Here is a 24941-nt window from a genome sequence, read left to right as displayed (position 1 = left end):
ACAATTTGAAGAAATGTTTTGTCATTGGGCTTGCAGCGATTATGCTGATATCATGTGGTCCAAAGGGTGCAGATGGAAATGATGCAAAAGAAAAAGTTCCATTTACAAATCCAATTGCAGATTTAAAGAGGGAAGTAATATTCCCTAAGTTTGAAGAGACGAGTGTCGAGGCGGCTGTGCCGAAATATAGTGTAGCTGAAGATCTTTCAAATATCTCTAATGTTAACGACTACATAAATGAGTATTTCAAATTCAACGACGAGCAAACAAAAGCCCTAGTTGAAAATAAGTTTTTTGTAGATGGTAGCAGAGCCTATGAGCAACCTTTTGAAGCTTACGAAGGAAATGAATATGGATTTTTACCTAACTTTGTAACTGCTGACAGCTTGCTTCATCTCTTCCACGTTTCCTACGACGGACTTCTTCGTGAACTTGAAGTAGAAAAATTCCTACCAAGACTTATAGAAGTAAGTGATGCCATGGCGAAGAGATCCCTAGAAGACTATAATGATGCAAGGGATCCTGCGATTAAGGAACTTGCAAAGAAGAACACTGCCTACTTCCTACTAGCTTTGAAACTTTTTGGCGGTGAATACAGCGAACCACTTCCGGAGGAAGTTATGGACTTGGTAGAAAAAGAATATAAAAATATCGAAGCCATGTCAAAGGCGGACTCCAACTTGGTGGCAAAAGCGGTGGACTATTCACAATTTAAACCTCGTGGACACTACACCCGTTCAGAAGAACTTAAAAAATATTTCCGAGGTGCCATGCTATTCTCACAAGAAGCGATGATCTTCTACGACGATGAGGGAAAACCAATCGACGAAAATATTATCCAAGGACTTATGATGGCGAAGAATCTAATAGGTGATGAAGAATCTTTCAGAAAGTGGGAAGATGTCAATGATTCTGTGAACTTCCTTGTAGAAAATTCTGAAGATGTGGATCCATACCTAATGGGTCAAGTCTACTTCAACCACTTCGATAAAGATACAGATCTAGATGAACTTGCAAACGAAAAGAATCTAAAAAAAGTGCACAAGACTTTGGAAGAGCTTCCAAAACCAAAGATACAGTACTACGAAGATACTTCATTTAGATTTATGCCACAAAGGGCTGTGCTTGACAATGTGTGGGCACAAAACTTGTTAGATACCATCAGACCTTCTAAAAGACCGATATATTCTGGTTTAGATATCATGGGTGTCATGGAAAGTAAAGTTGCAGAAGAAATGGTACTATCTAATGAACAGAATAAAAAATGGGATGAATTTGAAAACAGGTACAAAGAAACTAAGGAAATGGCAAAGGTGCTCGATGACGAAACTGAAGGAAGAAAGAACATCTACCGTTCATGGCTTTGGATGTTAAAATCCTACGAAGAAGAAATACCAGAAAGTTTCCCAGAATTTATGAAGTCAAAAGCCTGGGCATTTAAAGATCTAAATACACAACTTGGCTCCTGGGCACAACTAAAGCACGATACCATTCTCTACGGTAAACAAGCTGCAGCAGAGATGGGTGGCGGCGGAGAGGAAAAGGAAATTCCTCAGTCATATGTGGAACCGCGAGTACATCTCTATGATAGAATGATCTGGGCGATGAACTACATGAAGGAAAATTTAAAAGATAGAGAACTTCTCACAGAAGCCAACGAAAAGAATATGAATAATTTTATAGAAATGGTGGAATTTTTAAGAAAGGTCAGCGTATCTGAACTTAAGAATGAAATCGTGGACGCAAAAGACCAAGAAAGACTATTCTATATTGGCGGAGAAATGGAAAATATATTTATAAAATTCGTCGATGAAAAGGCAAAATATTTTGCAGAAATAGAAGAACAGTCTGATAGAAATATGGCAACTGTCGCAGATCTTATGGTGACCGTAGAAAATACTGTGGGCATCGAACCAAGTAAATATTTGGAAGTCGGCTCAGGAATGGCGCAAGAGATATTTGTCGTATATCAAATAGGAGACAAGCTCATAATGGGAACAGGTCCAGTGTATGCCTACTACGAATTTTTATCCGACGAAAGAATGACTGACGAAGATTTCCAAAATAAAATATACGACTCACTTTACGCTCCTGATGCTAAAAATCCATTGAAACAACCAAGTTGGACAGAAATATATAAAGCCGACACAGTCTTTCATTACTAAGGAGAGATTATGCCAATGTAGCTAAAGCAGATAATTACTTTTCCATTGCACCCAAGGCGACAAAAGTGGGGTTGAAACGAGCAAAAGCATTAAAGAACAGACTCGTGGCTACCTCTCAAATCATAACCGGTGAATTTGAAAAAGGCGATACGGTTACAGTTACTACAAAGGGCAAGAATGTCACAACGACAATTTTAGATGTTATTGAATGCAGTAGCAGTTCAACATTTGAAACAATGCTTGAAGCCAATATGGGCAAGCACAAGGTTCAAGCTGGAACAAGTGCATGGATCCTATTGGATTTGACAGAAGACGTGGATAAAGGCACCTTGATCCAAAAGTAAAAATTTCACAAAAGACACTTTCTAACATAATAAGAACCGGATTTAATAAAGATCTTTCGCAGCTTCCTTGTTAAATAAATTCAACCTATAAATAAAACAAAAACTAATTAAAACTCTTTAAGATTAAAAATACCCTCTTTACTTGGTAAAAGTAAGGAGGGTTTTTTTGTTTAGAAAATAGTAGGTAAAAATACACCACTACATTTAGAAAAAGCACCAGATCAAAAAGTTGTAGTAAAACATAGATGTTAAAATAAGATCAAGAAGTATTAAAATCCATATTTTTATGTTAAAAATAATTTGTGGGAAGATTCATATTAGAAATCCAAAGAAAAGATTGATGGGTTATTGCTACAATCATGGCACTTGATAGGCAATAATATGTGAAAATGATACAAGTTAATTTATTTATGATAGGTGGCTTATAATTTTTAAAAAATGTTCTTTTGTCCTAAAAACGATAAATTAAAAAATGAAACATGATATAATGTAGATGAGAATTAGTTTCAGTTGGAGGAGTAAATGTTTAAGAGTTTTTTAGAAAATTTTAAAAATCCAAAAGACAATTTTGGCGGCAGATTTATTTTAAAGAGCATGAATAAGGGCCATGAAAAATTAGCAAAGTGGGGAAGGTCTTACATAAAAATTGAAAAAGAATATACTGTTTTAGATTTAGGATGCGGCGGTGGAGCCAACATAGAATATTTTTTAACTAAAGCAAAAAAAGTTTACGGCCTTGATCACTCAGAAGCAAGTATAAAAATGGCAAGTGAGATAAATAAAGAAGCAATAAAGGCTGGAAGATGCCAAATCTCAGTGGGAGATGTGAAGAGCCTTCCTTTTAAAGATGAATCTATGGATATTGTCACAGCTTTTGAAACTATTTATTTTTGGAATGACATAGAAGAATGCTTTAAAGAAATTTATCGTGTGCTGAAAAAAGGCGGACAGTTTTTAATATGTAATGAAGCATCATCTAAGGAAAGAAGAGATGTAAGAAAAATATCTAATATTATAGATATGGAAGTATACACACCAGACGACTTATCAAAGATGCTTGAAAAATTAGGCTTTAAATTTGAGTATTATTTAGATAGAAAAAAACAAGTCGTATTCATTGCAAGAAAATAGATAAGAGAAAGGTAATGGATAAAATATGAAATATCACAGCTTTTATTTCAATCTATTTAAGCATCCTATGAAAAAAGTTTTGCTGTAAAAATATGGACAGAACTATGTTAGATAAATAATAAAACAAAAGCAAAAACATTTATCAAAAATTGATGTTATAATTAAAGCGAGAACTAATATCATCTAAATAAAAAGAGGTGTTCAATTGTGACTTTATACAAGAGTATATTGATAGGTCTTTTGGGTTCATTTTTGATGTTTTTGGGAGACATGACCCTATATTATGATCCAAAGGATTATGATGGCAAGGATACTATAAATAGTATTATTGGCATAATGAAAAGTGTCAGCATAAAAAGATTATATATTGGTGGTCTTTTAGGTCCAATATGTGCCTTTATATATTGTATTGGATTTTATCATATTGTTTTGAGCATACAAGAAGAGTATTTAAATCTTGCTTGGTTTGTATTTTTAATAAATATTTTTGGCATGATATTAGGGGGCACTTATCACATTCAATGTGCCTACTTAGGTCTTTTATCAAGGCACGAAAACAAAGGAGCTTTTGATGAATTTTTAAAATTTTTAAAACTCCAAGCAAAAATAGTTTTTTCTATTATGGCTTTAGCAAACATAGCAATAGCATTGATTATTTTATTTGGATACACAGTATTTCCAAGATGGCAAGCCCTATTTACACCTATATTTCTTATAATTTTTACTCCTCTTGCTGAGAGATTGCCAAAGGGACTACATATGATCATTCGCGGAGGCTGGTTTAACATAATATATTTTATTTACTACCTAACCTTATTAATGCACTATACTAATATGAATTAATAAAATGAATTATTTACAGGAGAAAATTTATGAAACAAGAAAATTTTATTGATGACAAGAAAATAAAACCTGACTACAAAAACTGGGTTCCTGAAAGCTTGCTAAAGAAATTAATATTTGCAAGTCTTGCAGCTTTTATTCTATTTATAGCCTTCGGTATCAGTAATCTTGTATTTATCGGAAGAGCTCGTCTCATCTGTGCCCTTATTTTCGGATATGCTACGCTGAAACTTACTTTCTTTGCAATCTGGATGAGAGTACTACATAGGGCTTTTGATTTCAATGGAAAAAGAAAGCTTGCCAAAGTTATAATAGAGGGGACTGCCGACTATGTAAAGATCCCAGATGGTGGCCTGGGTTTAGATGTAGGATGTGGCAGCGGTGCACTTACCATAGCTTGTGCAAAGAAAAATCCAAAAGCAACCATGGTGGGCTGTGACATATGGAAAGGTTCATATAAAAGAGAATTCTCTAAAGCGCTCTGTGAAAATAATGCAAAATTAGAGGAAATAGAAAATGTGAGATTTGAAGAAGGGAATGCAGTGAATCTTCCCTTTGAAGACCAAAGTTTTGATGCGGTGACAAGCAACTATGTTTATCACAATATTTCAGGGCAAAACAAACAAAAACTTTTACTGGAAACATTTCGTGTACTTAAAAAAGGTGGAGTTTTTGTTATTCATGATTTGATGAGCAAGTCAAGATATGGAGATATGAATAAATTCATTGAAAAGCTGAAAAAAGACGGCTACGAAGATGTGCAATTAATTGATACAACAGGGGGTCTTTTTATGGATCACAAAGAATCTCTATTGTTAGGGCTTCATGGCTCAACTCTTTTAATTGGAAGAAAATAAACTTGTATTTAAATTAAAATAAAAAATTTTAGAAAATTGATGGGGTATGTAAGATGAAATACAAAGGTTTTTATTTCTTATTATTTAAAGGTTCAATGAAAAAAGTTCTTATAGAGAAGTATGATAAAGCATATGCTTCAGAAATTATTAAAAAGAGCAAAATAATTTATCGAAAATTAATAGAAGAAGCAGATGATATAGGCAAGGACAATCCCATGGCATACAATGAGATGTTCGCCCTTGCCTTTATTGCTCCATATATAGCAAGTGAGAAAAAGATTCCGCCAGAAACCATTCAGGAAATGATGCGCCAATCTCTTTATTCTGTCAAATGGTATTTTTCCTTGGTTAATCTCAATACTAAGAGGGGGAAAGAGGCCAATAAGAAAATTATTCTTAAGTATTACAAGTGGTATACAGAGGAAAAAGAAAAGCTCTATCCTACGTCATTTAAAATTGATTTTGAGGGACAACCCTATGAGGGTGCTTGTTATTATAGAATTACTCGTTGCCCCATTTGTGCTTACACAAAGAAGCTGGGAGTAGATGAATTAATGCCACTACTCTGCGAACTTGATGAGCTTATGATAAGTCTTGAGCATGGTATACTTCACAGAAAAGATACTATAGCAAATGGAGCAGATTGTTGTGATTATTTTATTACAGGCGATAGAGAATGAAGCCCAGTTATAGAATAAGTATTGGTAAAAACTTATAAATGATTATTAATGGAGGTGTGAAATGAGCGTTACATATAAAATTGCATCGACAATAGTAAGACTTGCAGGCGTCAAAAAAATGTTTTTAAAGAACAAGGAAGAGATTCTCGAGTATGCAAAGGGACAAAATGCAAAGCATGTATTTGATTTAGATAAGGCAAGAAAGAGAGCCGAGAGAAAAAAATATCATCTCATAGATAGAGACCTTATGGGTTACAGGCTTATATCCTATCAAAAGAATGAGGACTCTGCAGAAGGAGCAGTCCTACATTTCTTCGGCGGAGGAATGATTACAGGACCCGATAGGTTAGACTTTTCTCTATCAGAGAGAATAATGGAACAAACAGGTAAAGACGTCTGGTTTTTATTTTATCCCCTTTGCTCGGAAGATGTAAAGATAGATAAGACATATGAAGTATCATTTGAAACCTATAGGCTGATGACCGAAAGTTATAAGGCGAAAAACATAAGTGTCCTCGGATTTTCATCAGGAGCCTGCCTGGCTCTTGGAATTTTTCTACATAATAATGCCTTAGATAGACCACTTCCAATGGCCGGAAAAATTATTTCAGTTTCACCAGGAGGGATTCCCGATGTAACTCTCAAAGAAAATAAAGAGATTTGGGAAAAAATGAATGCCCTTAACCACAAAGACATAATGATTGAACCTACATATTTTAAAACGGCAAGAGAAATTACAAAAGGGGATAAAGACCTGCCTGAATATATGTTAGACGGAACTGTAGGAGATTTTACCGACTTCCCGAAAACATATTTTTATTACGGAGAAAACGAATGCCTCTATGCCTTTGCGGACGAATTTAAAAAAGCAATGGAAAAATATCAAATCCCATATGAAATTATTGTGGGCAAAGGAATGAGCCACTGCTATCCCTTATTGAGATTTTTTAGAGAGGGTAGAGAGGCGCAGGATGAAATTATCGAACTACTAAAACACTAGTCGGGTACAAAATGAAATACAAAGAATTTAAAATGCCAGTTTTTGGAGTTGGACCTGTATATGTCATTACTTGTTTAATTCTTACAATACTAGGAATATGCCTTCATCTTAAAGGATATTTATATCAAGGAGAATTAAAAGAAGGGAAAATAGTTTTTATTATAGGGGGCATAGTCTTAATCCTTTTAGGCATATATTTATGGATACAAGCAGTTATGGTTCAGAAGATAAATAAAAAAGTTAAAGAAAATAAATTGATAACAAAGGGAGTGTACGCCCTAGTAAGAAATCCTGTTTATTCAGCATTTATATTTATATTCACAGGCCTACTTTTATTTACAGCAAACTATATTTTATTAATACTTCCCTTTGTCTTTTGGGCTTTCTTAACAATATTAATGAAAAACACAGAAGAAAAATGGTTAAAAAATGAATTTGGCAAAGAATATGAAGAATATTTAAAAGAAGTAAACAGAGTAATACCATGGCATAGAAAAAAATAAGGAAGTGATTGATATGGAAGTGATTAATATAGAAATTCGAAAAATTTTAAGATCAGATTTAGAAGAATTAGCAAAGTTAATGGTAGCTGTCTATAATGCTCCACCTTGGAATAATAAGTGGACAGAAGAAACAGCCTTGGAATCCTTAAGCGATATTTTAGGTTTCCCTAAATTTTTTGGCAATGTGATTGTTGATAGAAATAAAATAATTGGTGCAATAATTGGTCACATAAGAAGATATTCTACTGAATCAACATTTTACATTGATGAGTTTTTTGTTTCTGAAAAATATAGAGGGACTGGTTTAGCAAAAGAACTTTACCAAACGAGTATAAAACAATTGAAGCAAAGAGGTATAAGTGGTGCATTTTTTACTACTTTAAAAAATTCGCGAGCCTATAATTTTTATGTAAAAGAAGGTGCTTGGGATTTGGAAGATTCCGCTTGCTTCTACCATAAATTCTAAAAATATTAATTCACCTATTTTAAAGATAGGTGCCAACTTATGGATTTCGCGTCACAATAGTGATAGAGGCAAATAGTTATGTAAATACAAGGAGTCCAAGACTTTTAATAAAGTTTAAAACTCAAAAAACAAATATTTGATGTGCTGCTTAGAGTATCCAATTTAATAATGTGAACGTGAAATAAAAAGAGATAAGAAAATGAAGAATACAAGGATGAGTATCAATAAAATGCAATTTTTAGGAAAAGAGTGTGTGGCAAGGATTTATGTCAAAAATAGAATCTAAAATGCAAGAAAAAGTCATGTCTTTTCTGTTTCGGGGAAAAGAATTATTTAAACCATTAAATACAGGGCATATTGATGAGAGAGTAAGTTGTATTAGAGAATATGTCGCTAATATTTATTTCTACAAAAAAGACGGTCATAGGATTATGATAGATGCAGGTTATAATTATGATAGATTAGCAGAAAAAATGAAGTGGCTTGATATAGATCCGAAAGATATTCAGGAAATTTTAATTACTCACCAAGACACAGACCATGTGGGAGCTATTGAAAAAGGCAGTGATGGATTGTTTAGCCAATCCACTATATATATTGGAAAAATCGAAAATGAATATTTAGAAGGTCGTAAAAAACGTAAAGTATTTGGTGGATTAGTTAAACTGCCACAAGTTCACATAGAAAATAAAAAAATATTAGTTGATGATGGGCAGGTTTTCTATATAGGGAATATTAAGATAGAAGCATTTCTTGTACCAGGGCATACTTGGGGACATCTTGTCTATCTGATTGATGATGCATATTTATTTACAGGAGATACGATTTGGTTTGGAGCAGATGGTGGCTACGCATTTTTGAACATTCTTGCAGAAGATAAGAAATTACAATGTAAATCACTTAAAAAGTTAGAGGAAACACTTAGAAAGAGAAATTTAAAGTTAAAAATTATAACAGGTCATACAGGTTGGACTGATGATATAGATTTTGCTTTTGCACATACAGATGAGATCTGCGATGGGTTAAAAAGGAAACCCAAAGTCCATGACCCCAAAGCACCCTATGATGGTTATGATGAAAAAGACGATACAGAAGAGAAGGCAAGAAATGTTTTAATAGAAAAGTGTTAAATAGATATGCTTACGGAAAACAAACGACTAAGCTAAAAACTTCAGACGATAGAAAATAATAATTCTGTAGTCTTTTTTATTTTAAAGGAAGGAGATAAAATGAAGAAAATATTTTTTAGAATTTTTTCAATTGCTATTATTTTAGTAGTTTTAGTTTTTATTCTTAGAATATATAATGACCATAAGTATAAAGATAACAATGCTTTGAAATTTCCTGAATATTATAAGGATGTTACTGACATAAGTCTATATCCTACAGACATTGATGGAGTTGATGTAACTTATGTAGATGAGGGTAGGATGCAAGGATTTAGATTTGTGCCTAAGGAAAAATCACATAAGGGCCTTGTAATTTGTTTTGGAGGTTCTGATGGAGGTCCAAATTTTGAAACTGCTAAAAGATTGGCAGAAGAGGGTTATGAAACTTTTGCCTTATTTATGTTTGGCATGAAGAACCAAGAACAAACTCTGACAAAAATCCCTTTAGAACAATTTGAAGACCTTATAAGTTATATAAATAAAAATATAAAAGACAATAAACCCATAAGTGTTTTGGGAGCGTCAAAAGGTGCAGAATATGCCCTTAATTTGGCTAGTAAATATCCTGAAATAGATAATTTGATTTTATACGCCCCATCATCTTATAATTTTGCCGGTCTAGATTTTAAAGATTATGGTTCATCATGGACATATAAAGGAAAGGAGCTTCCATATATCGATATTAAAAAATCATCATTTAAGTCATTTTTAAAAAATATTATTGGACCAGCCCTTATTAAAAGTCCTATTAGCTTTAAAGAAACTTATAACAGTGCAATAGAAAAAGACTCATATAGGCAAGAAAAACTAATACCAATAAAAGATGTTAAGGCAAATATATTAATGATTGTGGGTGAGGATGATTTGATGTGGGATAGCCTGGCCATGGCAAATAAAATAAAGGAACAAAACCCTAATGCAAAGATCTATTCTTATAAAGGAGCAGGCCATATATTTGCAGGCAATGGTATTATAAATTTAGTAAAAGCTAGAATTGCAACAGGTGGATCAAGTGAAGGCAATGAAGAAGCAAGAAATGAATCAAGAAAAACTATTGATGCTTTCTTAAAAGAAAGTCATAAATAGAAAATTATATGAAAATCTAAGGACGGTAGAAAATTAAAATCTATCGTCTTTTTTAGTGCAAAAAATGGAAAGGGGATAAAATGTTAATAACTAATATCAACAATATATTTGGTATAATATTATCAAGAGCAGATGAATAATAAAGGTTATATAAATATCGGTAAAGTAGTTTATTTAGAGGGAGTGGTGAAAGTGAATGATAAAAGCAATAAAAAATTTTGGGATAGATTTGCGAAGCTGTATGCTCCTTTTATGAAAAAAGATAAAGGAGCTTATGATAAAGTTTGCGAATATATTCGTCCTCATTTAAATAAAGACATGGATGTTCTCGAACTTGCATGCGGATCAGGGCAATTTTCCTTTAGTCTTTCAAAGTACACTAAAAGTTGGATTGGCACAGATTTTTCCGAGCAAATGATTATGGAAGCGAAAAAGCATGGAAAATATGAAAACCTCACGTTTGAAGTAGCCGATGCAAGGTCACTATCTTTTGCGGATGAAAAATTTGATTGTGTGTTAATTGCTAATGCACTTCATATTATGCCTAAGCCAGATAAGGTAATGAAAGAAATACATAGGGTCTTAAAACCTAATGGGACTTTGTTTGCGCCTACCTTTCTATGGAAAGAGGGAAAACAAAGAAATATTATAAAGACTCTTATGTCTATTTTTGGATTTAAGATGTACCAAGAATGGGATAAAAAGCAATTTAAGGATTTTACCCATGAATATGGATTTTCAGTAGTTGAAATAAAATTAGCCTATGGAGGTCTTGCACCAATTGGTGTTCTGATTGCGAAAAAAGTATCTTAACATATTTTATCTTGCGGAAAAAAATTTAATCAAAATATTTACAAAGGCGATAGAAAACTATCGTCTTTTTTATATTTAAATTAAAATAAAAAATTTTAGAAAATTGATGGGGGTATGCAAGATGAAATATAAAGGTTTTTATTTCTTATTATTTAAAGGTTCAATGAAAAAAGTTCTTATAGAGAAGTATGATAAAGCATATGCATCAGAAATTATTAAAAAGAGCAAAATAATTTATCGAAAATTAATAGAAGAAGCAGATGATATAGGCAAGGACAATCCTATGGCATACAATGAGATGTTCGCCCTTGCTTTTATTGCTCCTTATATAGCAAGTGAGAAAAAAATTCCACCAGAAACCATTCAGGAAATGATGCGCCAATCTCTTTATTCTGTCAAATGGTATTTTTCCTTCTTATTGACAGAGATCTTATGGGTTACAGGCTTATCTCTTATCAAAAAAATAAGAGTCCTGCAGAGGGAGCGGTCCTCTATTTCTTCGGCGGAGGAATGATAACAGGACCCGATAGGTTAGACTTTTCTCTATCAGAGAGAATAATGGAACAAACAGGTAAAGACGTCTGGTTTTTATTCTATCCCCTTTGCTCGGAAGATGTAAAGATAGATAAGACCTATGAAGTATCATTTGAAACCTATAGGTTTATGACTGAAACTTATAAGGCAAAAAACATAAGTGTCCTCGGATTTTCATCAGGAGCCTGCCTGGCTCTTGGAATTTTTCTACATAATAATGCCTTAGCTAGACCACTTCCAATGGCCGGCAAAATTATTTCAGTTTCACCAGGAGGGATTCCCGATGTAACTCTCAAAGAAAATAAAGAGATTTGGGAAAAAATGAATGCCCTTAACCACAAAGACATAATGATTGAACCTACATATTTTAAAACGGCAAGAGAAATTGCAAAAGGTGATAAAGACCTGCCTGAGTATATGCTTGACGGAACAGTAGGAGATTTTACCGACTTCCCGAAAACATATTTTTATTACGGCGAAAATGAATGCCTCTATGCCTTTGCGGACGAATTTAAAAAAGCAATGGAAAAATATCAGGTCCCATATGAAATTATTGTGGGCAAAGGAATGTGCCACTGCTATCCCTTATTGAGATTTTTTAGAGAAGGAAGAGTTGCACAAGATGAAATTATTGAACTACTAAAACACTAGTTAAGAAAAGAAAATAAAAAGTAAATTGTAACAAAAAACCTCAGATTAAGCTCTGGGGTTTTTATTTCCAAAAGTCCTCTTAAAAAATAAGAAAAGCTTAGGATATGAAAGCTAACATTATTTAAAAGACTAGGTGTATAATTATACATAACAAGTATGTATAAAATAAATATTATTTAGAGGTGCAAACATGGAAAAAGAAAACAAAAAGAAAGTGACAATTTCCCTCACCCAAAAATCTCATGAAAAAATAAAAGAATATGCAAAAGAAAAACATACATCAGTTTCTGGAGCAATAGAAGATTGGATTTGGAATGAATTAAAAAACAATGATAGAAAGAAAATAATTGAGGAGGACAAATAGTGAAGGAAAATTTACTCTCTAAGGAAATATTGGAAGATGCTTCAGTAGATATTACAAACGAAGCCAACTTTATATGGGGCATTGCTAATAAACTTAGAGGTGCATATATGCCTGATAAGTATGGGGATGTTATCATTCCAATGACTATTATAAGAAGGTTTGAATGCGTCCTTGAGCCTACAAAAAATAAGGTAGTTGCTACATATGAAAAAGATAAAAACTATCCTGTAAGAGCCATGTATAGAGTTTCTGGGAAACAATTTTATAACACTTCGTATTACAATCTTAAAGAACTTTGTAACGAACCAGATAACCTTGCTTTTAATTTCAAAGCTTACTTAGAAGGTTTCTCTTCAAATGTAAGAGACATCCTAAACGAACTAAATATAGATAGTCACATTGATAAGATGAATAAAGAAAATTGTCTTTTTAATGTAGTTAAAGCTTTTTCTGAATTAGATCTATATGAACATAGCTTCGATTCCATAAAAATGGGCTATATCTTTGAAAACTTAATTGGCAGATTTTACCAAAATGTAGACGCTGGACAATTTTACACCGGTAGAGATATTATTCGTGTTATGGTTTCCATCTTAACAGCAGAAGGCTGCGATGATGTTTATGACGAAGGCAAGGTCATAACTATTTTGGATCAAGCTTGCGGAACAGGGGGTATGTTAACAACGGCATACAGCCACATTAAGGGCCTAAATGAAACTGCTGATATAAGACTATTCGGTCAAGAATTTATGGGCCAATCTTACGCCGTAGGCCTTGCAGAAATGCTAATTAAAGACCAAGATGCAACCAACTTTAGACATGCTGACACCTTAAAAGAAGATTGCTTTAGAGATACAAAGATGAGGTTCTTATTAGAAAACCCACCCTTTGGAACACCTTGGAAAGGTGCTGATGCTAAAGCAGGGCAAGAGGCGGCTGTAATGGAAGAATATGCTAAAGGTGAAAGGTCAAGATGGCCAGCGGGACTTCCAGCAGGAGGAGATTCACAACTTCTCTTTATGCAATCAGCAGTTAACAAAATGGAAGATAAATTAGGAAGAGCTGCTATTATTACAAATGGTTCGCCACTTTTTAATGGAGGAACAGCTTCAGGAGAAAGCCAAATAAGAAGATGGCTTTTAGAAAATGATTTAATAGAAGCAATAATCGCTATGCCAACAGACCTCTTCTACAACACTGGCATTGCTAGTTACATCTGGATTCTATCTAAAAACAAGAGAGAAGAAAGAAAAGGCAAGATCCAATTAATTGACGCAAGTGAAATTTATCATCCCTTAAGAAAATCTTTAGGTAATAAGAGAAGAGAATTTACAGGAGAGGACCGAAAAAAAATAACAGAGCTTTATGCAAACTTTAAAGAAAATGACCTTTGTCAAATTTATCCAAATGAAGAATTTATCTATAAAGAATATACTGTAATGCAGCCAATGCAAAGGTCCTATGCCATTAACGAAGAAAGAATTGAAAAGCTTGAAGGATCAGGAGCTCTTAACACTTTCTATGACCCAGCAAAACATGCTGAATTATTAGATAAAGAAGAGATTGGAGAAAAACTTAAAAAACCAGAAAAAACAAACTTAAAAAATACCAAGAAAATAAAGCATACTATGAAAAAATCTTTGAAATCTTAAAAAATAACATTTCAGACAAAAAATATATGTCAAAAGATGACTTTGAACCCCTTGTTGAAAAGCTCTTAAAAGATATTCCCCTTACAAAGGCCCTATTTAACAAAGTCCTTGACGGTCTATCTCTTATGGATAAAGAAGCAGCAATTGAAAGAGATAAAAAAGGTAATGTTGTTTATGACACATCTACCAAAGACACAGAAATTGTAAACATAAGAGAAGATATTGATGAGTATATGAAAAGAGAAGTGCTACCCCATATACCTGATGCTAAAGCCCTCTTTGAAGAAGACCTAAATCTTAAAACACCAAAGATTAAAACAGGAGCTGAAATACCATTTACAAGGTATTTTTATAAGTACCAAGCTCCAAGACCATCAGAAGAACTTGCCAAAGAGTTTTTAGAATTAGAAGACTTAGTAAATCAAAAAGTAAAAGAACTTTTTGAGGAGGACTAGTATGACAAGAAAAATGAAAGACTCTGGCATTGAGTGGATTGGTGAGATACCTGAGGAGTGGGAAGTTACAAAGTTAAAACAATTAGCAAGTTTCCATAATGGAGATAGAGGAAAGAATTATCCTAGTGGAAACGATTTGGTGGATGAAGGTGTTTATTTTCTAACATCAAATAATATTCACGGATATTATTTAGATATTGATAAAAGCATCAGCAAATTCATCACTAATGAAAGGTTAAATGTTTTAAATGGAGCTAAGATACAAATTAATGATATTGTATTTTGTCTTAGAGGAAGTGTGGGAAATTGCTCAATAAATAAAAGTTTAGAAAAAGGTACCATTGCGTCATCTCTCATGCTTATTAGGCCTATAAATATAGATGCGGATTTTTTAAATTATATAATGCAGTCAGATATTAAGGTTATGGAGGTTTTAAATCTAACAACAGGATCTTGTGCGGCAAATCTTTCTGCTATAAACGTGTCAAATTTCAAAATATTACAACCTAGCTTAAGCGAACAAGTGAAAATCTCCAACTATTTAAACAAAAAAACTGAACAAATTGAAAATATAAAATCTACAATAGTGAAGGAAATTCAAACCTTAGAAGACTACAAAAAATCCCTTATCACCGAGGCTGTAACAAAAGGTTTGGATAAAAATGTAAAAATGAAGGATTCTGGGATTGAGTGGATTGGAGAGATACCGAAGCATTGGGAGATTTTTAAAGTTAAGTATCTAGCTACAATATTAAACGGTTCTACCCCTAATACAGGGAAAATAAATTATTGGGATGGAGACATTAAGTGGATAACCCCTAAAGATTTGTTTGACAATAAAATTATTACAGATTCACTAAAGAAAATAACTAAAGAAGGATATCACTCATGTGGAACAAACATGGTGCCAATAAACACCATTCTTTTATCAACAAGAGCACCTATAGGAACGGTTGCGATTGCTAAAACTGAATTGTGCACAAATCAAGGTATTAAAAGTATAGTTTGTAACAGGGAAAAACTTAATTATAAACTACTGTTTTATTATTTACTTACCAAGAATGAAGTTTTAAATTTTTTGGGTAATGGAACTACTTTCATGGAATTATCAACATCAAGTCTGATGGGTTTGCCAATTCCATGTGCCAGTATAAATGAACAAAATAAAATTGTAGATTACTTAGACAAAAAAACAAAATCAATTGATGAAGCTATAACAGCTAAACAAAAACAATTAGAAGTCTTGGAAGAATATAAAAAGTCACTTATTTATGAGTATGTAACTGGTAAAAAGGAGGTCCTATAATGCTCAAGTCTGTATATGATGAAAAGTTTGAATATCAAAGAGATTTTGTAAATCACTTAGTGAAAGAAAATGGATTTATAGAGAGAAAAAACACCTCCTTTAATAGGGCTTATGCCATGGACATTGACCTTCTTTTTGAATTTCTATACAAGACTCAAGAGGACACTATGCTGGAACTAAAAGCCATCTATAAAAACGACTTAAGAGAAACCTTAGTCAATTTTATCAATGGAGAAATTACTAAAAAGGGTTCTTCCTTAATTGATGTCCTTAAAAATGGGGTTGAAATATCTAATAAGAAAATTACTCTCATGTATACAAAGCCTGCCACAGACTACAACAAAGACTTGGTGGAAAAATATGAAAATAATATTTTTTCTGTTATGCAGGAGGTTTATCCCAAGGAAAAAGAGAGGGTTGACCTAATTATTTTCTTAAATGGCCTTGCTATTATTGCTTTTGAATTAAAAAGTGAATTTAGCGGTCAGAATATTGAGGACGCTATTAAACAATACACAGAAGAAAGAGATCCAAAGTCCAGACTCTTCCTATGGAAGGCAGGTTGTTTTGTATGTTTTGCCATGGATACAAGTGTGGTTATGATGACTACAAAACTTGATTGGGCAAAGACTTTTTTCTTGCCTTTTAATAAGGGTAGAGGAGAGGGAATCTATACAGGCAAGGGAAACCCTGAAAACAAAGATGGGCTTCCTGTTTCCTATATGTGGGAAGAGGTTTTAAAGAAAGATTCTATTCTGGATTTAATCAATAAATTCATTTTCATTGAAAGAAAAGAGGAAGAGGATGAGGATGGCAAGACCAAGATAAAAGAAACGGTCATCTTTCCAAGATTTCATCAATTGGATTTAATAAGAAAATTATTAGCAGATGTTAAGGTAAATAAGACAAGCCAAAATTATTTGATTCAACATTCAGCTGGATCTGGAAAGACAAATTCTATTGCCTGGCTTGCTCATAGACTTGTATCCCTACATGATTCAGACAATAGGGTTATTTATGACACTACCATCATTGTAACGGATAGACTGGTAGTGGATAGGCAACTTCAAAAGGCTGTAATGACTTTAGACCATGCTGTGGGTCTTATTAAGGTTATGGACAATTCTTGTTCTTCCCAAGATTTAAAGGCGGCTCTTGAAGGTAACACAAAGATTATTGCAACAACGATTCAAAAGTTCCCATATATTGTGGATGAACTTAAAAATTTAAAAAATAAGAATTTTGCAGTAATTATTGATGAAGCTCACTCTTCTACAGCTGGCAAAAATATGCAGGCGGTAACGCAAGCTTTAGGCTCTGAGGACGATGAATTTGAAGATGAAGATGATTTTATCATAGACCAAATTAAAAGGTCTGGTAAGCAAGCTAATGTTTCTATGTTTGCCTTCACAGCAACTCCAAAGGCAACTACCCTTAGAATGTTTGGTAGGCTTAATAAAAATGGAAATTACGAAGCTTTTCACCTATATTCAATGAAACAAGCTATTGAAGAAGGTTTTATATTAGATGTCCTTCAAAACTACACAACCTACAAGACTATGTATAGGATAAATAAAGAAATTAAGGACGACCCAGAACTTAAAACCTCTGAGGCGAAAAGACAAATTGCAAGATTTGTAGAACTTCATGACACTAACATTAGCCAAAGGGTTCAAATTATTATTGAACATTTTAAAAACAATGTTATGCATAACTTAAAGAATCAAGCTAAAGCCATGGTGGTAACTTCCTCAAGGGCTGCAGCAGTAAAATACGCCAAGGCTTTTGAAAAATATGTTAATAGTCAAGGTTATGATAATATTCATGCCCTTGTAGCCTTTTCAGGCAAGGTAAGCTTAGATGGTGATGAAAAGATCTACACAGAGGTTGGAATGAATCAAATGAGCGAGGATAGGGTGCCAGATGCTTTTGATTCGGAAGCCTATAATGTTATGATTGTGGCTAATAAATACCAAACAGGTTTTGACCAAAAGAAACTTTCAGCCATGTATATTATTAAGAGATTAAGGGGTGTAAATGCGGTACAGACCCTATCAAGACTTAACAGGGTGTGTCCACCATTTAATAAAACTGTATTTGTTTTAGACTTTACCAATGATTATGAGGATATTAAAAATGCTTTTGCTCCATATTACACAACAACTCTTTTAGCAAGCGACTTAACGGCAAATAAGATAAAAGATCTCCTTACGAGTATTGAAGCTTACGATATTATAGATCCGATCTATGTGGACGAGGTTAACGAAATTGTATTTAAGAAGAGGAAGGGAAATATAACATCTAAGGAAGCTTCGTCTCTACAACTTAAAATAAAAAAGGCAAAGCTTGAGCTTGATAGATATCCTGAAAAGGATCAAAAAGAATTTATTGCTAAGTTAAAAAATTTCAAAAGATTTTATGAATATTTAATCCAGGTGTCTTGTTTTGAAGATGTGGATGTTCATAAATACTATATTTATATTTCTTATCTACTAAACCTTTTAACGCCAGGAGAGAGTATGGGGATGGACATTAAAGACAAGGTAAAGGCTGATAACTTTGTACAGCTTAAAGGCCAAACCCATAAGGATGAAAAACAGGCATCAAACCCTATAGTGAAACTTCCTATAGCTGATCCTATTGATATAGGAGATGAAAAAAAAGAACGCCTTTCAGAAATTATTGCTGAAATTAATGCAAAAACTGGTTCTAAGTATGATGTGGATGTGGCAACAAAAGCTGCTATGCAAATTAGAGATATTATGATGAAGTCTGATGAACTTAAAACATCTGCAAAGAACAACTCTGAAAATGACTTTAAGTTTTCTTATTTTTCCAATGTAGAGAATGCTTTAATTGAAGGTTTGGGACAAAATCAAGGCTTCTTTGGTTACCTATTAGACCATCCAGACGCACAAAAGGAAGTCCTTGGAATATTTATGTCTGAGATTTATAAGAGCTTAAGAAAGAACGCCAATTAATTATAAGAGATGCTGGATATTATTGCATGATTTATGAAGTTTCATGTCACAAATATTAATCAAGGTTTTTTCAGAAATCTATAGGTCCGACTGATATACAAAAATTGCCTTAAATTTTACGCTATAAATATATAAGGGTTTAGAAAACAATTCTATATCAATGGAGTTAAAAGGCATATATTTAAATAAAACTTATATTACATGGTATAATAAGAGCAAGGGAGGTAGAGACATGAATATAATTAAGAAAAGAAGTTTTAAAATTATAAGATTAACCATTGTTGCTTTGTTAATATTTTTATCATGCAGTTTTAATAGTGTTTTTGCAATTGATGACAGCATAAAGAATAAGGAAGCTGATAAATATGCAAATACGACAAGTGATAATATTGAAGTGAGTAATAGGGAGTTAAATGAAGATAAGGCTTTGTTACTAAATTCAAAAGAAATAAAAAAAGAAATGTATTTAATGGGCGGCAATCCTCAAGAGGAAAAGGCAATCACTCTTTTTAAAGATGGGGTAAAGGTCGATGACTACGACACCATAAAACAAGCAATCGACAAAATGTACGACCTTACAAAGGAGGGAAGGAAATACAATTTTGTCCTTCAAGTGAATAAGGATATTGAATTAACTGAGTACAGTCAGTTTGGCTGGCCCTATGGCGAGGTGACCCTTAGGAGTAAGGACAAGGCAAGCAAAAGAACAATCAAAGCAAATAATACAAATCACACTATGATGCTCGGCGTTGTCAACGGGGCTCATCTAACCGTAGAAGATATTATTATCGACGGAAACAATCAAAAACGTATATTTTGGATGGAATCAACGGAACCACTTCCTGTAAGTCTAACGATCAATGACGGTGCCATCTTACAAAATGGGAAAGTTGATCCGAACGATGGGGCCAAAACAGGCGGTGCTATTTATTGTCAAGAAGCAGGGGATGTCACAATTAATGGCGGCATTATAAGAAATAACGAGGCCATACAAGCTGGCGGTGCCATTTCTTATATTGGGACCAGAACATTGACCATCAAGGGCGGAGAGATTACTGGTAACAAGGTTTCTTCTGACTCAGGCTTCGGAGGAGCAATTGTTTTACAAGGTAAAGGCATAATTAATGGTGGCAAAATCCACAATAATATGGCTAATAGTGGTGGCGGTATTTTCACAGGAAAAAATACGAACCTGGAAATCACCGGCGGAGAAATCAATGGAAACTCCGCGTCTTATGCAGGCGGAGGAATTTATTGTGCAGGTAATTCAGTTGTCAAGCTTACCGGAGGACAAGTATCTAAAAATCAAGGAAGATACGGTGGAGGAATAACAGCAGTATTTAACAGCAATTTCATTATGGAAGGGAACGGAATTATTTCAGAAAACGAAGCTTATACTGGTGGCGGTTTTTATCCGTGGGGTACAACTCCTTCCTGTGATTTAATTTCAGGAACCATTGAGAAGAACAAAGCCAACTACGGTGGCGGCATCCGTCTTAGATCGCCTAAGGCAAAGATAGGCGGCATAGTAATTAGAGAAAATATCGCACAATACGGTGGCGGTATCTACTCCAACTTACCTGTTGGCGAAACCCTTACCATTGACGGCGTGAAGCTATATAAAAACGAAGCCCTATCTGGTGGAGGAGTATGCTTAATTAAAGAAAACGGCAGCCTAAACTTTAAAAATGCTGAGTTTAAAGAAAACAAAGCCTACTACGGCGGCGGCATCTGGACAAGTAATACCATGACTATAGAAAAATCCACCTTTGAAGGAAATGAAGCTATAAAGTCAGAACCATCCATCTTGCCAGACGGCACACACGAAAACAACGGTCACGGCGGAGCCATTTATATTAATACCGCTTTAGATGAAAAGGGAGTTGTTACACTAGACGGTTGTACATTTACAAGAAATAAGGCAGACAAATCTGGCGGTGCCATTTCCGTTGATGAAACCCACGGCCTTTTAAAAGTAATCAAGGGCACTGTTTTTGACGGCAATGAAGCTACAGGTGAATTGGGCCATGGCGGAGCCATTTACAGTAATCTTCATGCTTATATGCCAGAATACGATGATGGATCTACAGGGCCACTTGTACAACCTCCGACAGCTAAAGATTACTACTATAACATCAACACCGATGCCACGACGGTCTTTAGAAATAACAAGGCATTTCAAACCTTTACTCCACCGAGTACGAAGGATGAATTTGTAAAACTTTTGTATATGTCTACTTCTCATCCGGGTACAAAATACAATCACCCATTGAACAATGATGATGTTAACTTAATAATATTTCGCAAGGTTATTTTTGATAAGAACTATGAAACTGAAGAACCGATTCATGCTGCATTCCTAGTACTTGAAAAAAGTAAATTAGGGAAAGATTTTCCTGCTGATCCTGTAAGAAAAGGATATACTTTTAAGGGCTGGAATACTCAAAAAGACGGTAAAGGAACATCATCATTTACACTCGACACTGTCATAGAAAGTGATATAACTCTTTATGCTCAATGGGAAGAACAAATTAAAAAACCTGACGAACCAAAAAAACACGACAAATCGGGAAATGGTTATTTCCTTATAAAGTCAGTAGATACACCCTTATTGAATAAAAAAGATCATGCACAATATATGATAGGCTACAAAGATCAAACCTTTAGACCGGATAGGCAAATGTCCCGTCAAGAAGTGGCGGTTATGTTTTCGAGACTTTTAAATGAAAGACCTCAAAAGGGAATAATATATAGTAGAAACTACAAGGATGTTTCAGATGACCTTTGGTCTGTTACAGCTATAAGTTATATGAGCAAATTAAACATGATTAAGGGATATCCAGATGGGAATTTCAGACCATATGCAAACATTACTCGTGGAGAATTTGCAGCAATGGCTACAAGATTTGCAAATCTCAGTGGAGGAAACAAAAATTTTACAGATGTTTCTAAAGATCACTGGGCTTATGATGTAATTCAAAAGGCAGCAGAAGCAGGATGGATTTCCGGTTATCCTGACGGAAGTTTTAAACCTGACCAACCGATTACCCGTGCAGAAATAGTGTCAATTACAAATCGTATGTTAAATCGCTTTGCAGATGAAGATTTTGTAGATCACAACTTAAACAAAATTATAAACTATAGGGACATGGATAAGGCCCACTGGGCATACTATCCTGTAGTAGAAGCGACTAATGGTCACACTTATGAACGTAAAGAAAATGAAAGAGATGAAACATGGTTTGAAGTTAATGAAACAAGCTTTGTTTACGACAAGTAAAAATTTAATTATTAAAGAATATAATAAATAATAGAAACAATAAAAGAAAACAGGCGGGCATGATAAAAGTATTTTTATCATGCCTGCCTATTTTAAGTAGGGGATTTTTTAAAAATCTACAGAAATTTAATTTTAATTTTACACTACTTATATAATTTAAAGATAAAATTGTAAAAAAGATAAGATAAAGGCATGAAATTAAAATTTTTAAAATTTACATAAAGAGGAAAAAATGTATAGTTTATATAAAAAAAATGAAATTTATTTTGGACTTGTTTGGGTAATAATATATTGCACTGTATCTGTTTTCATTCGAGATAAGTTTGGGGACCAAAGTATTATTATGCTCATAAGTCTCGCTTTGATTGCTGGAGCAATTGGGATCTTTATAAAAAAACATCATTTGGAAGAAAAATACGGCCTTAATAAATATCCTAAAAATAGAGCAAGATATTTATATTTTATCCCTGTATGGGTTCTTACCACAGGTAACCTCTGGGGAGGTTTACATTTATCTTACAGTGGGATTTATCAGGTTTTTTCAGTTTTATCCATGTTTTTGATTGGATACATTGAGGAAGTAATTTTCAGAGGTTTTCTTTTTAAGGCAATTTTAAAAAAGGATGGACCAGCAAAATCTATTACAATCGTGGCAATTACATTTGGTATGGGCCACATTATAAACTTATTTGCCGGACAAAGGGATTTAGAAACAATCTCTCAAATATTTTTTGCCCTGGCTTGGGGTTTTATGTTTACAATTATTTTCTATAAAAGTAAAAGTCTTTTACCATGTATTTTTGCCCATGGAATGATAGATGCTTTTTCTAAATTTTCTAAGAACAATCAAACTTTTGAGGGGATCTATATAATTGCTACAATATTTGTTGCTGTTTTTTATTGTACTTATTTGTTAAAACTTAAAGATAAAAAAGACTTTGAATCATATAAAAATAGGGATTGTATTTAAAATAAAAATGAAAAATATATCTAAGGGAAGATAAAATGAAAAATATAAGAAATATACCGGTCAAAAGAAAAATAGTCTTTATTTTTTTAATTTTTTTATTTATTTTATTTATTTTATTTGCAATAAGTTTTCTTTATGCAATATTCAGCCATTCTATGGGAGAAAATCAAGAAGGCATAAGTGGATATTTTTGCGAGATTGTGTTTCGTATTTTTATAAGCCTTGTAATTTTTATAGTTTTAGCTATTAACTATTTTATTAAGGAAAAACCAAGATCTATAATTATTTGGTGGATATGTGCCATCGTCGCTTTTTTTGGAGTTTTTTATTTAATAAGAGCTTGGATTTTTGATTTTTCTTATATAAATGCACCTAAAGTCGTGAAGCTTAACTATATAACATTCGAACGAGATAATATTTATGAGTATTCTATAGTTTATAGCCTTATAGGCTACACGGAAAAGGGTGACACTGAAATATTTCGCATAAACTCTGAAACTTATGACCTGGAAAAAGAAAAGTGGACAGACGATGAGTTTGTATCAGCTTATGTTCAGTATCTTCCTCACACGGGAGTATTGATGAATTTAAAAACATTTAAAGAAAATAAATAGCCCTAAATTATATAAGAAAAAAAAGGATATTGATATTAATATCCTTTTTTTCTTTTACAATGAAAATATAAAAAAGGCTATTTTTAAAATAGCCTTATTTTATTTCATCACCTAAATTTTTCAAACTATCAACTTGGTCATCTCTTCCTAAAACAATTAGAACATCACCAATTTTAAAAGTATAATCAATTGGGGGATTGAAAATCATTTTTCCATCTTCAATTTTCTTTATAGCAAGAACAATAAGCTCAGTTTTTTTTAGGAATCTGTGCTTCAATTAAATTTTTATTTTCTAAATAGGATCCCCTTTTGACAAGAACCTCTTCCAAATCAAGCTCAACATCTCCGATTTTTGTAACCACATCTAAAAATGAAATAATATTAGGCTTTATCATAAGAGAAGCCATTCTCTTGCCACTTATTTCCACATATTATAGACCCTAAAAATTTATAAAATCTGTTAGCTTTGTATAAATTATTTTATAATTTTGTAATTTTTATTAAGAGGTTTTGTAATTAATATTTGCTATTATTATGACATAATAAATCCAATAAAAATTAAGGAGAGAAAAATGAAAGGAAATATTAAAAGAAAAATAGGGTCAATATTATTAGCAGGCTGTTTAGCTTTAGGAATAGGCGCTTATGTTAAGGCAAATGCAGGTGATCATTCAAGTGAAATGATTTCTCGTAAAGGTGTTCAAAATGAATTTGTTGAAACTTGTAAAAATCTTAATTGGCCAAAAGGTTATAATGTGCCAAAGGAGATAGACGAAGAAGAAAATGGTTCAGTTTATCAAAAGGGTTTTGGAAACACAAGAGCAAGCATTTATTGGGAAGCAGCTTGGGAAAAGGAGTGGTTAAACACCTATAAAAATGATCCTAGAAGAGCTGAGAAAGCTTTAGAAGAGTTGGAGAAAGCAAAGAAGATGCCCTACATGTCAGAAGAAAAGTGTGACGATGCTACAAGAGAGTATTTTGATAAAATTTTAGATAAGGCAAAAAATGGTGATCCATCAGGTTTTGAAGAAAATATCAAATTAAATGCACCGGAATAAGTCATATAAAAATGGAATA

At 33.2% G+C, this 24941-nt stretch carries 22 protein-coding genes and 2 pseudogenes; 23 read left to right on the top strand and 1 reads right to left on the bottom strand.

Annotated elements, in window-relative coordinates; translation table 11 throughout:
- Positions 1-41 precede the first annotated feature (41 nt).
- The 22 genes and pseudogenes from HMPREF1253_RS07620 to HMPREF1253_RS07525 all read left to right on the top strand — a co-directional run bounded on the left by HMPREF1253_RS07620 (position 42) and on the right by HMPREF1253_RS07525 (position 23864).
- Positions 42-2165: a DUF3160 domain-containing protein gene (locus tag HMPREF1253_RS07620; RefSeq protein WP_162146347.1), complete on the top strand. Its 2124-nt coding sequence runs from the start codon at positions 42-44 to the stop codon at positions 2163-2165.
- A gap of 65 nt (positions 2166-2230) precedes the next feature.
- Positions 2231-2509: a hypothetical protein gene (locus HMPREF1253_RS07615; RefSeq protein WP_238318893.1), complete on the top strand. Its 279-nt coding sequence runs from the start codon at positions 2231-2233 to the stop codon at positions 2507-2509.
- Positions 2510-3031: 522 nt separating this feature from the next.
- On the top strand, positions 3032-3640 hold the full coding sequence (locus HMPREF1253_RS07610; RefSeq protein ID WP_023056166.1) for a class I SAM-dependent methyltransferase: 609 nt from the start codon (positions 3032-3034) through the stop codon (positions 3638-3640).
- A gap of 207 nt (positions 3641-3847) precedes the next feature.
- Positions 3848-4483: a DUF6796 family protein gene (locus HMPREF1253_RS07605; RefSeq protein WP_023056180.1), complete on the top strand. Its 636-nt coding sequence runs from the start codon at positions 3848-3850 to the stop codon at positions 4481-4483.
- 29 nt (positions 4484-4512) lie between these two features.
- Positions 4513-5340 carry a class I SAM-dependent methyltransferase gene (locus HMPREF1253_RS07600; RefSeq protein WP_023056205.1) on the top strand — a complete coding sequence of 276 codons (828 nt, stop codon included), beginning with the start codon at positions 4513-4515 and terminating at the stop codon, positions 5338-5340.
- 53 nt (positions 5341-5393) lie between these two features.
- On the top strand, positions 5394-6020 hold the full coding sequence (locus HMPREF1253_RS07595) for an L-2-amino-thiazoline-4-carboxylic acid hydrolase (RefSeq protein WP_023056150.1): 627 nt from the start codon (positions 5394-5396) through the stop codon (positions 6018-6020).
- Positions 6021-6081: 61 nt separating this feature from the next.
- Entirely contained in the window at positions 6082-7020 is a 939-nt protein-coding gene (locus tag HMPREF1253_RS07590; RefSeq protein WP_023056153.1) for an alpha/beta hydrolase, read from the top strand.
- Between the two features lie 11 nt (positions 7021-7031).
- Positions 7032-7523, top strand: a complete 492-nt coding sequence (locus tag HMPREF1253_RS07585; protein ID WP_023056191.1) for an isoprenylcysteine carboxylmethyltransferase family protein — start codon at positions 7032-7034, stop codon at positions 7521-7523.
- A 13-nt stretch (positions 7524-7536) separates the two neighbouring features.
- Entirely contained in the window at positions 7537-7989 is a 453-nt protein-coding gene (locus HMPREF1253_RS07580; protein WP_023056196.1) for a GNAT family N-acetyltransferase, read from the top strand.
- A gap of 266 nt (positions 7990-8255) precedes the next feature.
- Positions 8256-9119, top strand: a complete 864-nt coding sequence (locus tag HMPREF1253_RS07575; protein ID WP_036739816.1) for an MBL fold metallo-hydrolase — start codon at positions 8256-8258, stop codon at positions 9117-9119.
- Positions 9120-9218: 99 nt separating this feature from the next.
- Complete coding sequence (locus tag HMPREF1253_RS07570) at positions 9219-10244, top strand: acyl-CoA thioester hydrolase/BAAT C-terminal domain-containing protein (RefSeq protein ID WP_023056175.1); 1026 nt, start codon at positions 9219-9221, stop codon at positions 10242-10244.
- 192 nt (positions 10245-10436) lie between these two features.
- Positions 10437-11057 carry a class I SAM-dependent methyltransferase gene (locus HMPREF1253_RS07565; RefSeq protein ID WP_023056201.1) on the top strand — a complete coding sequence of 207 codons (621 nt, stop codon included), beginning with the start codon at positions 10437-10439 and terminating at the stop codon, positions 11055-11057.
- A gap of 121 nt (positions 11058-11178) precedes the next feature.
- Positions 11179-11469 (top strand): annotated as a pseudogene (locus HMPREF1253_RS07560) (hypothetical protein); the annotation flags it as partial.
- A 98-nt stretch (positions 11470-11567) separates the two neighbouring features.
- Positions 11568-12242 (top strand): alpha/beta hydrolase, encoded by a 675-nt coding sequence (locus tag HMPREF1253_RS07555; protein WP_023056137.1) that lies wholly within the window; start codon positions 11568-11570, stop codon positions 12240-12242.
- Between the two features lie 190 nt (positions 12243-12432).
- Complete coding sequence (locus HMPREF1253_RS10170) at positions 12433-12606, top strand: DUF6364 family protein (RefSeq protein WP_023056192.1); 174 nt, start codon at positions 12433-12435, stop codon at positions 12604-12606.
- Complete coding sequence (locus HMPREF1253_RS07550) at positions 12606-14258, top strand: class I SAM-dependent DNA methyltransferase (protein ID WP_023056178.1); 1653 nt, start codon at positions 12606-12608, stop codon at positions 14256-14258. The genes HMPREF1253_RS10170 and HMPREF1253_RS07550 overlap by 1 nt, the downstream gene beginning before the upstream one ends.
- A 26-nt stretch (positions 14259-14284) precedes the next feature.
- A complete protein-coding gene (locus HMPREF1253_RS10300; RefSeq protein WP_023056136.1) occupies positions 14285-14713 on the top strand; it encodes a hypothetical protein in 429 nt (142 codons plus the stop codon).
- Position 14714: 1 nt separating this feature from the next.
- Complete coding sequence (locus tag HMPREF1253_RS07545) at positions 14715-16019, top strand: restriction endonuclease subunit S (protein ID WP_023056164.1); 1305 nt, start codon at positions 14715-14717, stop codon at positions 16017-16019.
- Entirely contained in the window at positions 16019-19000 is a 2982-nt protein-coding gene (locus tag HMPREF1253_RS07540; RefSeq protein ID WP_023056134.1) for a type I restriction endonuclease subunit R, read from the top strand. Before HMPREF1253_RS07545 ends, HMPREF1253_RS07540 begins: the two co-directional genes overlap by 1 nt.
- 232 nt (positions 19001-19232) lie before the next feature.
- A complete protein-coding gene (locus tag HMPREF1253_RS09730) occupies positions 19233-22280 on the top strand; it encodes an S-layer homology domain-containing protein (RefSeq protein ID WP_023056168.1) in 3048 nt (1015 codons plus the stop codon).
- Positions 22281-22512: 232 nt separating this feature from the next.
- Positions 22513-23250: a CPBP family intramembrane glutamic endopeptidase gene (locus HMPREF1253_RS07530; RefSeq protein WP_023056147.1), complete on the top strand. Its 738-nt coding sequence runs from the start codon at positions 22513-22515 to the stop codon at positions 23248-23250.
- A gap of 35 nt (positions 23251-23285) precedes the next feature.
- Positions 23286-23864 (top strand): hypothetical protein, encoded by a 579-nt coding sequence (locus tag HMPREF1253_RS07525; protein ID WP_023056156.1) that lies wholly within the window; start codon positions 23286-23288, stop codon positions 23862-23864.
- Between the two features lie 94 nt (positions 23865-23958).
- Here HMPREF1253_RS07525 and HMPREF1253_RS10295 read toward each other — a convergent pair.
- A pseudogene (locus HMPREF1253_RS10295) lies at positions 23959-24292 on the bottom strand (cation:proton antiporter regulatory subunit); the annotation flags it as partial.
- A gap of 144 nt (positions 24293-24436) precedes the next feature.
- Here HMPREF1253_RS10295 and HMPREF1253_RS07515 point away from each other — a divergent pair.
- Entirely contained in the window at positions 24437-24922 is a 486-nt protein-coding gene (locus tag HMPREF1253_RS07515; protein WP_023056209.1) for a hypothetical protein, read from the top strand.
- Positions 24923-24941: the final 19 nt, after the last annotated feature.

The organism is Peptoniphilus sp. BV3C26 (assembly GCF_000478985.1).
Lineage (GTDB): Bacteria > Bacillota > Clostridia > Tissierellales > Peptoniphilaceae > Peptoniphilus_B > Peptoniphilus_B koenoeneniae.
Note: the sequence above shows the minus strand (reverse complement) of the source record. Positions and strands in the feature narration are given on the sequence as shown.

Bases quoted from the DNA above. Each gene is read 5' to 3' on its own strand.
- HMPREF1253_RS07620 (WP_162146347.1), top strand. From the start codon at position 42: ATGCTGATATCATGTGGTCCAAAGGGTGCAGATGGAAATGATGCAAAA.
- HMPREF1253_RS07610 (WP_023056166.1), top strand. From the start codon at position 3,032: ATGTTTAAGAGTTTTTTAGAAAATTTTAAAAATCCAAAAGACAATTTT.
- HMPREF1253_RS07600 (WP_023056205.1), top strand. From the start codon at position 4,513: ATGAAACAAGAAAATTTTATTGATGACAAGAAAATAAAACCTGACTAC.
- HMPREF1253_RS07595 (WP_023056150.1), top strand. From the start codon at position 5,394: ATGAAATACAAAGGTTTTTATTTCTTATTATTTAAAGGTTCAATGAAA.
- HMPREF1253_RS07590 (WP_023056153.1), top strand. From the start codon at position 6,082: ATGAGCGTTACATATAAAATTGCATCGACAATAGTAAGACTTGCAGGC.
- HMPREF1253_RS07585 (WP_023056191.1), top strand. From the start codon at position 7,032: ATGAAATACAAAGAATTTAAAATGCCAGTTTTTGGAGTTGGACCTGTA.
- HMPREF1253_RS07580 (WP_023056196.1), top strand. From the start codon at position 7,537: ATGGAAGTGATTAATATAGAAATTCGAAAAATTTTAAGATCAGATTTA.
- HMPREF1253_RS07575 (WP_036739816.1), top strand. From the start codon at position 8,256: ATGTCAAAAATAGAATCTAAAATGCAAGAAAAAGTCATGTCTTTTCTG.
- HMPREF1253_RS07570 (WP_023056175.1), top strand. From the start codon at position 9,219: ATGAAGAAAATATTTTTTAGAATTTTTTCAATTGCTATTATTTTAGTA.
- HMPREF1253_RS07555 (WP_023056137.1), top strand. From the start codon at position 11,568: ATGATAACAGGACCCGATAGGTTAGACTTTTCTCTATCAGAGAGAATA.
- HMPREF1253_RS10170 (WP_023056192.1), top strand. From the start codon at position 12,433: ATGGAAAAAGAAAACAAAAAGAAAGTGACAATTTCCCTCACCCAAAAA.
- HMPREF1253_RS10300 (WP_023056136.1), top strand. From the start codon at position 14,285: ATGTCAAAAGATGACTTTGAACCCCTTGTTGAAAAGCTCTTAAAAGAT.
- HMPREF1253_RS07545 (WP_023056164.1), top strand. From the start codon at position 14,715: ATGACAAGAAAAATGAAAGACTCTGGCATTGAGTGGATTGGTGAGATA.
- HMPREF1253_RS07540 (WP_023056134.1), top strand. From the start codon at position 16,019: ATGCTCAAGTCTGTATATGATGAAAAGTTTGAATATCAAAGAGATTTT.
- HMPREF1253_RS09730 (WP_023056168.1), top strand. From the start codon at position 19,233: ATGAATATAATTAAGAAAAGAAGTTTTAAAATTATAAGATTAACCATT.
- HMPREF1253_RS07530 (WP_023056147.1), top strand. From the start codon at position 22,513: ATGTATAGTTTATATAAAAAAAATGAAATTTATTTTGGACTTGTTTGG.
- HMPREF1253_RS07525 (WP_023056156.1), top strand. From the start codon at position 23,286: ATGAAAAATATAAGAAATATACCGGTCAAAAGAAAAATAGTCTTTATT.
- HMPREF1253_RS07515 (WP_023056209.1), top strand. From the start codon at position 24,437: ATGAAAGGAAATATTAAAAGAAAAATAGGGTCAATATTATTAGCAGGC.